Annotated in this window: 12 protein-coding genes; 3 read left to right on the forward strand and 9 right to left on the reverse strand. The window is 70.6% G+C overall.

The features are described from left to right. Window positions 1-128 precede the first annotated feature (128 nt). Window positions 129-1,364 (forward strand): FAD-binding oxidoreductase, encoded by a 1,236-nt coding sequence (locus HPO96_RS22830; RefSeq protein ID WP_238355385.1) that lies wholly within the window; start codon window positions 129-131, stop codon window positions 1,362-1,364. On the opposite strand, the gene HPO96_RS22835 is transcribed toward HPO96_RS22830, so the two are convergent. From HPO96_RS22835 to HPO96_RS22875, 9 genes are all read right to left on the reverse strand, one after another. Continuing rightward, window positions 1,361-1,801 carry an SRPBCC family protein gene (locus HPO96_RS22835; RefSeq protein ID WP_171675719.1) on the reverse strand — a complete coding sequence of 147 codons (441 nt, stop codon included), beginning with the start codon at window positions 1,799-1,801 and terminating at the stop codon, window positions 1,361-1,363. The two genes, HPO96_RS22830 and HPO96_RS22835, sit on opposite strands and share 4 nt — an antisense overlap. A 19-nt stretch (window positions 1,802-1,820) precedes the next feature. After that, complete coding sequence (locus HPO96_RS22840) at window positions 1,821-2,843, reverse strand: beta propeller repeat protein (protein ID WP_171675721.1); 1,023 nt, start codon at window positions 2,841-2,843, stop codon at window positions 1,821-1,823. After that, window positions 2,840-3,652: a hypothetical protein gene (locus HPO96_RS22845; RefSeq protein WP_171675723.1), complete on the reverse strand. Its 813-nt coding sequence runs from the start codon at window positions 3,650-3,652 to the stop codon at window positions 2,840-2,842. Before HPO96_RS22845 ends, HPO96_RS22840 begins: the two co-directional genes overlap by 4 nt. Further along, window positions 3,649-4,149: a SigE family RNA polymerase sigma factor gene (locus tag HPO96_RS22850; RefSeq protein ID WP_171675725.1), complete on the reverse strand. Its 501-nt coding sequence runs from the start codon at window positions 4,147-4,149 to the stop codon at window positions 3,649-3,651. Before HPO96_RS22850 ends, HPO96_RS22845 begins: the two co-directional genes overlap by 4 nt. Before the next feature lie 75 nt (window positions 4,150-4,224). Beyond that, a complete protein-coding gene (locus HPO96_RS22855; RefSeq protein ID WP_171675727.1) occupies window positions 4,225-5,043 on the reverse strand; it encodes an SAM-dependent methyltransferase in 819 nt (272 codons plus the stop codon). Between the two features lie 51 nt (window positions 5,044-5,094). Next, window positions 5,095-6,735: an AAA family ATPase gene (locus HPO96_RS22860; RefSeq protein WP_171675730.1), complete on the reverse strand. Its 1,641-nt coding sequence runs from the start codon at window positions 6,733-6,735 to the stop codon at window positions 5,095-5,097. Continuing rightward, window positions 6,735-7,382, reverse strand: coding sequence for a helix-turn-helix transcriptional regulator (locus HPO96_RS22865; RefSeq protein WP_171675732.1), 648 nt, complete (start codon window positions 7,380-7,382; stop codon window positions 6,735-6,737). Before HPO96_RS22865 ends, HPO96_RS22860 begins: the two co-directional genes overlap by 1 nt. Then, window positions 7,379-8,317, reverse strand: a complete 939-nt coding sequence (locus HPO96_RS22870) for a hypothetical protein (protein ID WP_171675734.1) — start codon at window positions 8,315-8,317, stop codon at window positions 7,379-7,381. Before HPO96_RS22870 ends, HPO96_RS22865 begins: the two co-directional genes overlap by 4 nt. Window positions 8,318-8,766: 449 nt before the next feature. Beyond that, on the reverse strand, window positions 8,767-10,365 hold the full coding sequence (locus tag HPO96_RS22875) for an AfsR/SARP family transcriptional regulator (RefSeq protein WP_171675736.1): 1,599 nt from the start codon (window positions 10,363-10,365) through the stop codon (window positions 8,767-8,769). Window positions 10,366-10,399: 34 nt separating this feature from the next. Between HPO96_RS22875 and HPO96_RS22880 the strand changes: the two genes are divergently transcribed. Together HPO96_RS22880 and HPO96_RS22885 are read left to right on the forward strand one after the other, a co-directional pair. Continuing rightward, window positions 10,400-11,104 (forward strand): response regulator transcription factor, encoded by a 705-nt coding sequence (locus HPO96_RS22880; RefSeq protein ID WP_171675738.1) that lies wholly within the window; start codon window positions 10,400-10,402, stop codon window positions 11,102-11,104. After that, a complete protein-coding gene (locus tag HPO96_RS22885) occupies window positions 11,101-12,357 on the forward strand; it encodes a sensor histidine kinase (RefSeq protein ID WP_171675740.1) in 1,257 nt (418 codons plus the stop codon). Before HPO96_RS22880 ends, HPO96_RS22885 begins: the two co-directional genes overlap by 4 nt. Window positions 12,358-12,389 lie beyond the last annotated feature (32 nt).

The raw sequence follows: 12,389 nt of genomic DNA on the forward strand, positions 1-12,389 counted from the left end.
GATCCTCGAACGCCTCAACGCCTGGCTCACCCGCAACACCCCAAACTCCTCGGCTGGACCGTCGGCGGCCTCGGCATCGGCCTGGCCTGCAACGCCGCCGTCGTCCTGCTCTTCACCTAGGCGGCCCCATGCAGATTCATCGTCGATCCATCCTGGCCGGTCTCGGCGGCGTGGCTGCCGGCCTTCACCTCACCTCCGATGCGGTCGAGCCGGGCGCCACCCTCGGCGAGGTGTACCGCCGCCTCTACCTGGACTGGGGTGTGACTCTGCCACTCGGCACCAGTCCCGAGGTCGGCGCCGGCGGTCACCTGCTCGGTGGCGGGCACGGGGCGCTGTCACGTCAGTTCGGCCTGGGCATCGACCACCTGTACGCCGTCGAGGTCGTCACCGTCGATGCCTCTGGGACCGCGCGGACGACGGTCGCAACCCGGGAGCCCAGCGACCCGAATCGTGAGCTGTGGTGGGCGCATGCGGGCGGTGGCGGCGGCAACTTCGGCGTCGTCACCAAGTTTTGGCTGCGCACACCAGGTGCCCATGGCAACAACCCGGCCGGCCTCCTGCCCCGACCGCCCGGCGAGGTCCTCGACTTCCTGATCACACTGCCCTGGGACACCTTGGACGACGAGTCGTTCACGCGGCTCGTCCGTCAGCACGGCGACTGGCACCGCGCCCACAGCGCACCCGGCGATCCCGAGAACCGGTTGCACAGCGCCCTGCTGCTCTTCAGCCGCCCGTACGGCGCAATCGCGGTCAAGGGGCAAGTGGCAGGATCCGAGCGACTGCTGACATCGTACGTGTCAGCCCTGCTGGCCGGTGTGCGTGCGAAGTACACGCTGGAGAAGCAACGCAAGCCCTGGTTGAAGAATGTGCTCTCTGCCGGCAACAGCGAGGACATCCTCGGCAACCGGTTCGTGGCGAAGACCGGCTACCTGCGCGAGCGCTTCACCGATGGCCAGATCGCCACGCTCTGGAGCCACCTGTCGGCCGACGACGCCCAAGGTGCGGTCTGGCTCGTCTCACTCGGCGGCCAGATCAACGCGACCGCGCCCGACGCCACCGCCGTCAACCAGCGCGATTCCGTCCTGAAGGCCATTTACCAAGCCTCCGGAAGCACCCCGGCCGACGACGCCGCCGCGATCACCTGGGTCCGCAACCTGTACGCCGACGTCTACCGGACCACCGGCGGCGTACCGCGGCACGACAGCCGCAATCAGGGCTGCTACATCAACTACCCCGATCCCGACCTCCGTCGGACCAACTGGCCGGCGCTGTACTACGGCGCCAACTACCCCCGTTTACAGAAGGTCAAGCGCATCTGGGATCCCACCAACCAGTTCCAGCACTCGCTGTCGATCCGCGCCTAGGCGTCGTTGCGTTGTTCGGCGAGGAGTTTGAGGCGGTGGAGGGTTTCGGCGTTGCGGGCGTGCAGGGGAAAGTCGGCGAGGGCGTCGGGGAGGAGGGCGGCGGGGCCCTTCGTGGACTTTTCGGTCATCAGGACGTGGCAGCCTTCGGGGGCTTCGCTGACGATGAACTCGACTTCGCCTTCGCCGACGGGCCAGGCGCGGACCTTGAGGCGGAGGCGGCGGCCGGGGTCGTGGGCGAGGACCTCGGTGTGGTCGTCGATGAGGAAGGGCCAGGCGCCTACGGAGTGGTGGATGCGGCCGCCGGGGTTGGGCCAGGGGGCGTCGACGTCCCGGACTCGGGAGGCGCCGACGACCCAGGCCGCGTAGCGCCAGCCGTCGGTGAGGACGGCGAAGACGTCGTCGACCGAGGCTGCCACCACACACTCGTTCTCGCTCACGTGAAACCGGTACCCCGGGCTACTCGTCGGGCGTGGCCAGGTAGGCGTCGCTGACGCCTTCGAGCTTGCTCGGCTGTGCGCCGAGGGCCCAGAACTGTCCGTTGTGGACGGCCGCGCCGAACAGGACCGTGGGCTCGGACGGGAGCGGCACACTCACAAAACCGGTCGGTGTCCACCGCCAGGCCGTGCTGTCGTCCGTCCAGCCGTCGCCGACGACGAACGGTTTGCCGTTCACCATCTCGACAGCCAGCGGCTGGCCGCTCTGTTTCGGCATCCGCACCTCGGACCAGCGCCGCCCGTCGAAGTGGTAGGCGACCGGCGTCCGGAAGAGGACCGGGTCCTCGCGATGGCCGACGGCCCAGATGTCGTTCGGGCCGACGACGGCGAGGTCGTTCAGGAAGGCGCCGTCCGGGCCCGGGAGGTCGGCCTTGGTCCAGCGTTCGCCGTCGTAGTGTTTGAGGCCGTCGTCGAAGGCCGCGACCCAGAGGTCGTTCGGCGCCAGGACGGCGATATCCGAGGCGAAGCCGGGGACGCCGAGGACGTCGTCCGTCAGCGGGAGCCAGCTCTTGCCGTTGTACCGCTCGACGAAGACCTTGGACTCCTCGCCCTCGACGCCGACCAACCAGATCTCGTCGCCGTGCACCGCGACCGATTGCGGTACGCCGTGCGGATGGGTCGGTAGCCCGATCTCGTTCCAGCGCGTCCCATCCCACCGCTGGACCAACGGCCCGGCGGAGCCGTTCGGGCCACCCCAGACTCCGACCGCCCAGGCGTCGCCCGCCGGTCCGACGGCGACGTCCAGCAAGCGGCCGTACGGGCGCGGCTGCTCGGTCGGCTGCCAGCCGCCGTTCACCCAGCGGGCCGCGACCGTGCGGTCCCAGTCCTTGCCGTGCTCGCGGCTGGAGCCGACGCCCCACATCTCACCGCCGACTGAACTGATCGAGTCGAACGTCGACCCGCTGGCGGGTTTCGGCTGCTCGGTCCAGCCCACGGTGGCCGGGGCGACCAGGAGGCCGAAACTGGCGACAAGTGCGGTGATCATCGGGGGGTCTCCGTCATGGTCGGGCTCGAGGGCGTGTGCGGCGGGATGACCGGCATGCTGGTCGGTACGAAGAGCGGCGCGGCGGCGGCCACCAACTCGGCCGGCACCTGCTGCTGCCAGCGCAGGCTGAGGACGATGGCGCGCAGCTGGTCCTGGCTCAGCGGCGGCTCCGGGCGGGTGCCGGCGCCCTTCCAGGTCGTCGCGTTGTCGGAGCGGACGGTGAGGATCCAGCCGTCCTGCTGCTTGATGCGAGCCTCGTTGCCCTTCTCCCCGGCATCGCCGCTGTCGCTGAGCAGGACGAGCGTCCGGCCGTCGGCCAGCGGTTGCGTCTTGCAGGTATCGGCGCTGTTGCAGCCGAGTTCGACGTCGTCGCGCCAGTCGAGGTTGAGCGAGAGCTGGGACGGTCCTTTGGCGTCGGTGTACACGCCCTTCGCCCAGACGATGTCAGGGTTCGCGAGCGGGCCTTCGTGACCGCCCTTCACGTCCTTGAACTTGCCGCCCTTGGGCAGCTGGTCGATCACGATCTTCCAGGCTGCCTGGGGCGTGATCGGCTCGTCGGGCGCCTGGGTGGCCGGGCCGGCCGGGCCGATCGACGGTTGCGCGGGCCCGGCCAGCGCGCCGCCGACGGCGACCACCACGCCGACGACCGCGGCGGTGGCGGTCACCGACAGCATCGCCTGACCGATCCGGCGCCGCCGGGTGAAGCGACGGCCGGTCGCCCGTCCGCCCGCGATCAAGCGGTCGATATCGACGTCCGCGTCGTCGACGCCGGCGTGGAGCTGGTCCTTGAGTTCGGATTCGAAGTTCATAGCTGCCCTCCTGTCAGTTCGCTGAGGTCGCTCCCGAGGTGCTCACGCAGCCGCGACAGCGCGCGCATGCTGCGGGTGCGGACCGCCCCGGGGCTGACCCTGACGAGCGCAGCCGTGTCCTCGACGCTGAGGTCGTGCCAATACCGCAGTACGACGACCGCGCGGTCCTCGCGACTCAGCTCCGCCAGCGCGGCGAACAGCGTCAGCCGCAGCGTGGTGTCGGTGCCCGGCGCGACCGGCTCGCGATGCGGCTCCCCCACGTCCTCCAGCCGCGTCTTGCGCCGGGTGGCCAGGTAGCTGCGGATCATCACCGTCCGCGAGTAGGCCACCAGGTTGTCGGCCCGGCTGGCCTTCGCCCAGGCGCTGTACAGCTTGCCCAGCGTGATCTGCGCCAGGTCCTCGGCGGCGTACCGCTCACCCGTGAGCAGGTAAGCCATCCGAAACAGTTGCGTCCCGCGGGACGCCACGAACTCGACGTATCCGTTCGGCTCGCCCATGCTCCTCCTTCCGACATCAACCGCTGTCGGAGAGGTAAGAGCCTGCTAATCCGGGTTTTGTTTCACCGAGCCGCTTTATTTCTTCACGGCGAGCACGGCGGCGATCAGCCGCTGGTAGTCGCCGAGCTCGTCCGGCGGCTCGGGGTTGCGCCAGCGCGCGGCGGGGACCAGGCCCGGGTCGAGGATGGTGAAGTCGTCGCCGAACAGGGCCCGGATCTCGGCCTCGGTCCGCCAGCGGCCGCGGCCCAGCGAGCCCTGCAGAACGGCCTCGATCTCGGCGCTGCGCGGGTCGTTCTCGGAGCGGAAGTGGCTGACGAACACGTGGCTGCCGGGGACGATCCGGTCGGCCCAGAACCGGAACAGGCCGTGCGGGTCCTCGTCGTCGTTCACGTGGTGCAGGATCGCGGAGAAGATCACCGCGACCGGCTCGTCGAACGAGATCAGCCGGCGGGTGCCCTCGTGGTCGTAGATCGCCTTCGGCTCCCGCAGGTCGGCCTGGATGACCGTGGTGTGGTCGTTCTCGGCGAGCAGCGCCTGGCCGTGCGCGAGCACGATCGGGTCGTTGTCGACGTAGACGACCTTGGTCTCCGGCGCGTATCGCTGGGCGACCTGGTGCACGTTGTCGGCGGTCGGCAGCCCGCTGCCGAGGTCGACGAACTGGCGGATCCCGGTCGTCGCGACGATCTCGCGGACGGCGCGGATCAGCGCAGCCCGGTTGTCGGTCGCGATCACCGGCGAGCCGGGCAGCTCGTGCACGAACCGGTCGCCGAACGCCCGGTCGACCGCGAAGTTGTCCTTACCGCCGAGGAGGTAGTCGTACGTCCGCGCGATACTCGGCCGGGTCATGTCGAACCCGGGGTACGGCGGCGTGTCCGGCACCTGCTCGTCGGCCATCGCGGGAAATCCTTTCGTCGCCCAATCCAGTCACTCTATGCGACCGGCCCGCTACCGTGCTTCCGCTGCCGCGTGTACGTCGTCCGCGAGCAGCGAGCGCAGCTCGGCCGTGGTCGGCATCCGGCCCAGGGAACGCAGCCGCTGCGACTGCGCCTTGCGCATCCCCTCGACCAGCCGGCGGGCCTCGCGGGCGTTGCCGAAGTTCGGGCCGCCGGCGATCCGGTCGAAGTACGACGTCAGCGGCACGTCCGCCGCCGGGTCGAGCAGGTAGTCGCCGCCGGACACCATCCGGCCGGTGATCAGCAGCAGCTCGGACGCCGAGTAGTTCTCGAACTCGATCGTCTTCGAGAACCGCGACCCGAGCCCGGGGTTGGCGGCCAGGAAGTCGGTCATCTCGGCGGTGTACCCGGCGACGATGATCGCGATCTCGTCGCGATGGTCCTCCATCAGCTTCACCAGCGCGTCGATCGCCTCCTGGCCGAAGTCACCGCCGTTCCCCGCCGATCGCGACAGCGTGTACGCCTCGTCGATGAACAGCACGCCGCCAAGCGACTTTTCGAACACCTGCGCGGTCTTCTCCGCGGTGTGGCCGATGTACTGCCCGACCAGATCCCGCCGGGAGACCTCGGTGAAGCCGCCGTCGGGCAGCGCGCCGAGGGCCTTCAGCAGTTTGCCGTAGAGCCGCGCGATGGTCGTCTTACCGGTCCCCGGCGCGCCCGCGAAGATCAGGTGGTGACTGACCGCGCCGATCGACAGCCCCGCCGTTCGCCGCCACTCGTTGACCTGCAACTCGTCGACCAGCGCGCGGACTTCGGCCTTCACACCGGGCAGGCCGACCATCGTGTCCAGCTCGGTGAGCAACTCGTCGATCGGTCCGCCGGAGACAGCTGACGCCGCACTCGCCTCGATCACCTCGACGGTCGCACCGGGCGCGAGCTGCAGCGCGGGCTCAGCGGTGTTGGCCGGACGGAGGCCCTCGATCGTGCCGCCGCAGCCCGGGCCGACGGTGATCGCCGGGCCGCGGGTGTCGTGCACGCTGACGCGCCGGACGGACGGCGTACTGCCGTGGGCGACGCCGATCCCCTCGGCGCCGGTGTTGCCGATCTCCAGATCGGTCACGGTCGGGCGGCTGTACTGGTAGACATACAGGCCGCGCCCACCGCAGCCGCTGATACTGCCACCGCTGACGACCGGGTCGGCGCCGAGCGCGATCACGATGCCGTCGCCCGACACGTCCTGCACGGTCGTATCGGAGATCTCACCGCCGGCGCCTTCGACGACGATGCCGGTCGCCGCGCCGCGGACGACACAGCGGTCGATCCGGACGCCGGGCCCGGCGTGCACACTCACCGCGGGGCGTGCGCCGCCGGTGATCGTGCACCCGGTCAGCGTGAGCGCCGTCCGCTCGGTCGACACCGCCAGGTTGTCGGCCGAGCGGACGACGAGTTCGTGCAACTCGAGCGCGCCGTCGACGGACCGGATCGTCGGCCAGTCGGCGCCGGAGCCGTCGATCACCACCTCGGCCTTGGGCTCCGCGCGCAGTACGACGGATCGGCCGGTCAGCTCGAGGGTCTCGGCGTACGTGCCGGCCGCGATCAGGATCGTGGCGCCGTCGGGTGCGTCGAGCAGGGCCGACCCGATGGTCGGATACGCACCCGGACGGTCGGCCGCCACGGAGAGGACTCGCGACATCAACTCGCCCGTTCCAGCAGCCAGCCGCGGTCTGCCGCCTTCACACCGGCCTGGAAGCGCGAGCGGGCGCCCAGTCTGTGCATGATCTGCGCGACCATTCGGCGTACGGTCCGGACCGAGATGCCGAGCTGCGCGGCGGCCGCCTCGTCGGTGGCGCCGAGTGACAGCAGGCGCAGCATTTCGTGCTCACGCGTCGACAGGTCGGTCTCGTCCGGCAGGTCGTCGGCGGCCAGCGGGACGGCGTCCGGCCAGACGCGCTCGAACAGCTCCAGCACGGTGATGACGACACTCGACAACCGCAATACCGCGACGCTTCCGTTGGCCGAGTCGGCCGGGAGGACGGCGACCGTACCGTCGATGACGAGCGCGTTCATCGGGACCAGCGGCATCGTGCGGACCGCGACGCCGGCCAGCGACATCGCACCGAGGTGGCGGCACAGGTTCGGCGTCGTCCGGGCGGTGTCGGGGTAGATCGCGCGGTAGCGGACGCCGTGTTTGACGTCGCGCGGGCCGAAGGCCGGGCCGGCGGGGGTGAGGTTGCTGAGGGCAATGACCTCGTCCTGCGCGCCGGCCAGCAGTTCGGCGATGGCGCCCTGGGCGGGGACGTGGTGAAAACCGGTGGGCCGGTTGATCAAGGTAACGGTCATGAGAAGTGGACCCCCAGAGGAAGCGTGGCGGCGACGCCGAGCGCGTGCCGGCCGTCGAGGCGTTCCGGCTCGACCCCGAAGGACCGCGCCAGTGTGAGCAGGACCGACGCCGCCGAATCGAGCGTGGCCGGGTGGGCCGCGGCCAATCGGAGGACGGCGTCGTGGCGAGTGGAGGCGGGGCCTCCGGCGGCCGCCGTCACGGTGACGGCGATGGTCTGCGCGGCGCCGGTCCCGGTGCCGAGCAAGGTGGCGACGAGTGCGGCTAAGGTTGCTGCAGGCAACGATGCGGAACCGGTCAGGCGGACGGTCAGCTGCTGCACCGGCCCGCAGGACCAGCCGGACCAGCGCTCCTGGATGCGGCCGCGGCCGGCGTTCGCGTGGGCCAGCGCCCCGATCGACGCCAGTACGTCGGCCTCGTCGAGCGCGAGGTACTCGACCTGCTCCCGATCGAACCGGCGAACCAGCCGGCGGACAGTGTTGGCCACGACCTGGCGCAGTTGGTCGTCGGTGGCGATATCCGGCGTCCGCTCGGCGGCGACGGCGATCCAGGCGCGTGGCCGCTGGTTCTGTTTGGTGCCGGCGTGCAGGATCAGTTGCAGGCCGATGCCGACGGGCTGTTCGTCGGCGGCGTCCGTGAGTGAGCCGAGCTGCGGGAGCAGTTGGTGCTGGGCGTCCGGGCCGAGCCGGAGCGCGGCGCTGACCCCAGCCGGGCGGCTGAGCAGACCGTACGGCTGCTCACGCACGCTGACCACGTCGGTCGACGTCCGGCCGTGGAACGCGGCGACCAGGTTGACCGCGACGCTGTCGCCGAGATCAATCCGCCGGCGTCGTACGGCGAACAGCACCAAGATGCCGACCCAGCGATACAGCCACTGCCCACGAACCCGCACCGCAGTCAGCAACACGAGCGACAACGCCGCCAGCGAAGTCAGCACCAGAACAGTCCGCGGCCCCGTAGTACCCAACGCCATCAACACCAGAGCCAACTGCCAACAAACCACCTGCCCCACCCGCACCCCCCGCTCCGGGCGCCCCACCACATCCATCTCAGGCGGCTGCACGAGGCTCTCCTGGCGAACAGGTCTCGCAGCAAGCGCCGACACATACTCCGGCGCAGCCGGCACCACAGCCGGCACCACAGCCGGCACCTGCGGCGCGTCCACCGCCCGATACCCAACCGCCGCCGAAGCAGCCCCGCGCGCGGCCACGCTGTGCCCAGTAACGGAGGTGAAGTGGCCTCTGACTGAAGGGGAAGGGGTGTAGGCGGTCGGCCCGGGGGTGGCGGGTGAGGTGTAGCCGGCGGGTGTGGTGGTTGGGGTGTGGCCGGGGTGGGGGGCTGGGGAGGGGTGCGGGGTGGGGGGCGCGTGGTTGGGGGCGGGGGTGGTCATGCGACCAGCTCCGGTTTGGGCTGGGAGGTGGTTGAGTGGTGGAGGTGGTGGGCGTGGTCTCGGGCTATGGGGAGGAGGGTGAAGAGGCCGGGGGCGGGTTCGGATAGGAGGTTGAGGTCCAGGAGGTGGTCGATCAGGGGTTCGACCTGGTTTGGGGGGACTGCGGCTAGGTGGGCGGCTTGGGTTAGGTCGAAGTGGGTTAGGGGGCTGCAGCGGCGGTAGAGGTTGGCTGCGGGGGTGGGGAGGGCTTGGTAGGCGGGGTCGAAGCGGGTGAGGAGGTCGGCGAGGGCTTGGCAGCGGCCGGACTGGTGTTCCAGTTGGGCTGTCAGGCGGGTGACGGTCCAGGGCTGGCGGTTGCGGAGGCGCTCGACGAGGTGGCGGATGGCGCCGGGGTGGCCGCCGGCCGCGGCGAGGATTTGGGGGACGTCGGCGAGTTCGCGCGCCTCGGCGGGGGCGAGCGGGGCGAGGGTGATGGCGGTCGTGCGGTCCAGGCCCGCCAGGCGAGCGCGGCTGAGGACGAGGACCAGCGCCTCCGGGTTGTTCGGCAGCAGCGGCTGGACCTGGTCGGCGTGCTCGACGTTGTCGAGGATGAGCAGGCCGACGCCGGTCGGCGCGACCGCGGCGGTGCGGACGTCGACGTACTGCTGAACCTCATGACCGGAGAGCGCAGCAGCCTCGACCGCGAAGGCGGTCTTGCCGATGCCAGGCATCCCGTCGATGGTGACGACCCCGGTCGCACCGCGCAGCGCGTGCAGCTCGGGCGCACGGCCGACGAAGGTGGTGAGCCGCGGCGGCAGGTTCGAGCTGACCGGTGCGACGACCGGCCGGGGCGCATCCTCGTTCAGGATCTCCTGGTGCAGTGCAGCCAGCTCGTGGCCCGGTTCGATGCCGAGGTCGCGGACGAGCGCCGTCCGCGCCCGCTGGAAAGCGGCCAGTGCGTCGTGCCGTCGCCCGACCTGGCGATACGCCGCCATCAGACGCGACCAGGCCAGCTCCCGCAGCGGCTCCTCATCGGTGAGCACCCGCAGTACGGCGATCGCCTCGGACGGCCGCCCCAGCGCCAGATGCGCGTCAGCAAGATCCTCACGCAGGCTCCGGTGCAGCTCAGTGAGCCGGTCGACAGCCGAGGCAGCGTCGTCCGTGAGGCCGTCGTACGGGCGACCGCGCCACAGCTCCAGCGCCTGCTGCACAACAGCGACCGCCTCAGCGGCCGCACCGCGGCTGACCAGCGCACGCGCCTCGTCACACAGCGCCGACGCCACATCGGCGTCCAGCTCACCAGACTCGACCCGAACCCGGTACGCACCCGGCCGGCTCTCGATCCGGTCATCCGGCAGCGCCCGGCGCAGCTGCCAGACATAGGTCTTCAGATTGTTCTGAGCGGACGCCGGGACGTCGAGCCCGGCCCAGACCGCGTCGACGAGCTGCTCGGTGCTGACCCAGGCGTTGCGGTGCAGCAGGAGCAGGGCGAGTACGGTGGCCGGCTTGCCGCCGCCGACGTCGAGCTGGACCCCGTCGGAGCCGTCGACCTCCAGCGGGCCCAGCACGCGGAAGGCCAGTGACGGGGCCGGTGAGTGCGCTGAGTGACCGTTCATGACACATACGATCCGGGGTGACGATGACATTTCGATGACACGGAACCCGGCAGGGGGAGCAGTGCGGGTATTGGTGGTTGAGGACGACGTCGAGCTGCAGGTCGCGATCCCGGCGGCGCTCCGCTCGGCGGCGCTCGCGGTCGACCTGGCCGGTGACATTGCTACCGCCGACGAGGCGTTGTGGGTGAATACCTACGACTGCGTCGTCTTCGACCGGATGCTGCCGGACGGCGACTCGATCGGGTACGTTCGCAGCCGCCGGCAGGACGGCTGGTCGGTCCCGGTGCTGTTCCTGACCGCGATGGATCAGCTCGCCGACCGGGTCGACGGTTTCGAGCACGGCGGTGACGACTACCTGGTCAAACCGTTCGCGGTCGAGGAGCTGATCGTCCGGGTGCTCAGCCTGAGCCGGCGCGGCCCGACCATCCGGCCGCCGATCCTGCGGTACGCCGACGTCGAGCTGGACACCGGCCGCCGCGAGGTGCGGCGGGCCGGCGTCCTGGTCACCCTGCGAGCGAAGGAGTTCTCCGTGCTGGAGTTCCTGATGAGCCGGCCCGAACAGGCCGTCTCCCGGACCGAGCTGCTCGAGCACTGCTGGGACGCCGCCGCGGATCCGATGTCCAACGTCGTCGACGTCACCATCACCCGGCTGCGCTCGCGACTGCGCGGCGGCCCCGATCTGATCCAGGCCGTGCGCGGTCAGGGCTACCGGCTGATCGCCCCCGGCAGCGCCGGATGAAAGGCCCCGCCGCCGACCGGCTGCGCCGCCTGCGCTGGTGGTTGACCGCCGTCTTCACTGTCGCCAACACACTCGGCCTGCTGGTGCTCGCCCCGGTCGTCATCCGCCAGGACGCCGAACGCAACAAGCTGGAAGCCGATGCGCGGGTCGAGGTGGTCACCGCAGCCGTGCTGCGCCTGGTCAACGGCACCAACGTGCTCAACACCTCGCTGCTCAACCAGGATCCGCTGTACGGCAAGTGCCCGGAGTTCGCGATCCTGTCCGGCGGCGTCGGCGATCCGTTCAAACCCGAGTACAGCAAGCCCTGTACGCCGATGGATCCGGCGACGCTCGACGCGCTGGCGACCCAGGCGACGACGTCCGGCGACATCATCCTGGCCGACCGGACGAGCACCTCCGGGCGAGCGGTGCGGCTGCGCGCAGAGCCCTTCAGCTTCGCCGGGAACAACCGGCCCGGCGGCGCGGTCGTCACCTGGCTCGACGTGCAGGACAAGGTCGACGCGCATCAGCGGCTGGTCTGGTGGATGCTGGCGCTCTGCGCCGCGCTGATCGGGCTGGCCGCGGCCGGCAGCTACTGGCTGTCGGGGCGGGCGATTCGCCCAGCGATGGCAGCGCTCGAACAACAGGAGACGCTGCTCGCCGAGACCGCGCACGATCTGCGGACGCCGGTGGCGGCGCTGCGAGCTTTGTCGGAGACCGCCGTCCGGGACCCGGCCCAGCGGGCCGAGCTGCTGCCGCGGACCGTCCGACTCGCGGGCCGGATGGGCGACATCATCGACGGATTGCTCGTTCGGGCACGGTTGGCGGCCGGTGTGGAGCAGCTCGCCGTCCAGCCGGTCTGGCTGGATCAGCTCGTCGCCGGCGTCGTCGAGGACTTCCCGACCCAGGGCGCCCGGATCTCGCTGGTGACCGCGCCGAGTATGGTCCGCGCCGACCCGACGCTGCTGCAGCGGGCCGTGGGCAACCTTCTCGACAACGCCCTACGGCACGGCCGGCAGCCGGGCGCGGCGGAGGCGATTATCACCGTGACCGTCGCCGACGGCCGGATCACCGTGGCCGACCAGGGCCCGGGGATCGACCCGGAGGTCGGCGCCGAGCTGTTCGAGCGCTTCACCAGCGGCGGCGGGTCGAGCGGGCTCGGCCTGTCGATCGTCCGCTGGGTAGCGCTCTCCCACGGCGGCGATCTGAAGGTCTACAACGCCGAGGAGGGCGGGGCGATCTTCGAGTTCCAGCTGCCGACGGTGTTGCAGTAAGCGGCCATCTGGACCTTTTCTGGACGTCGGCT

The sequence above is a fragment of the Kribbella sandramycini genome, from assembly GCF_013131805.1.
GTDB classification, from domain to species: Bacteria; Actinomycetota; Actinomycetes; order Propionibacteriales; family Kribbellaceae; genus Kribbella; species Kribbella sandramycini.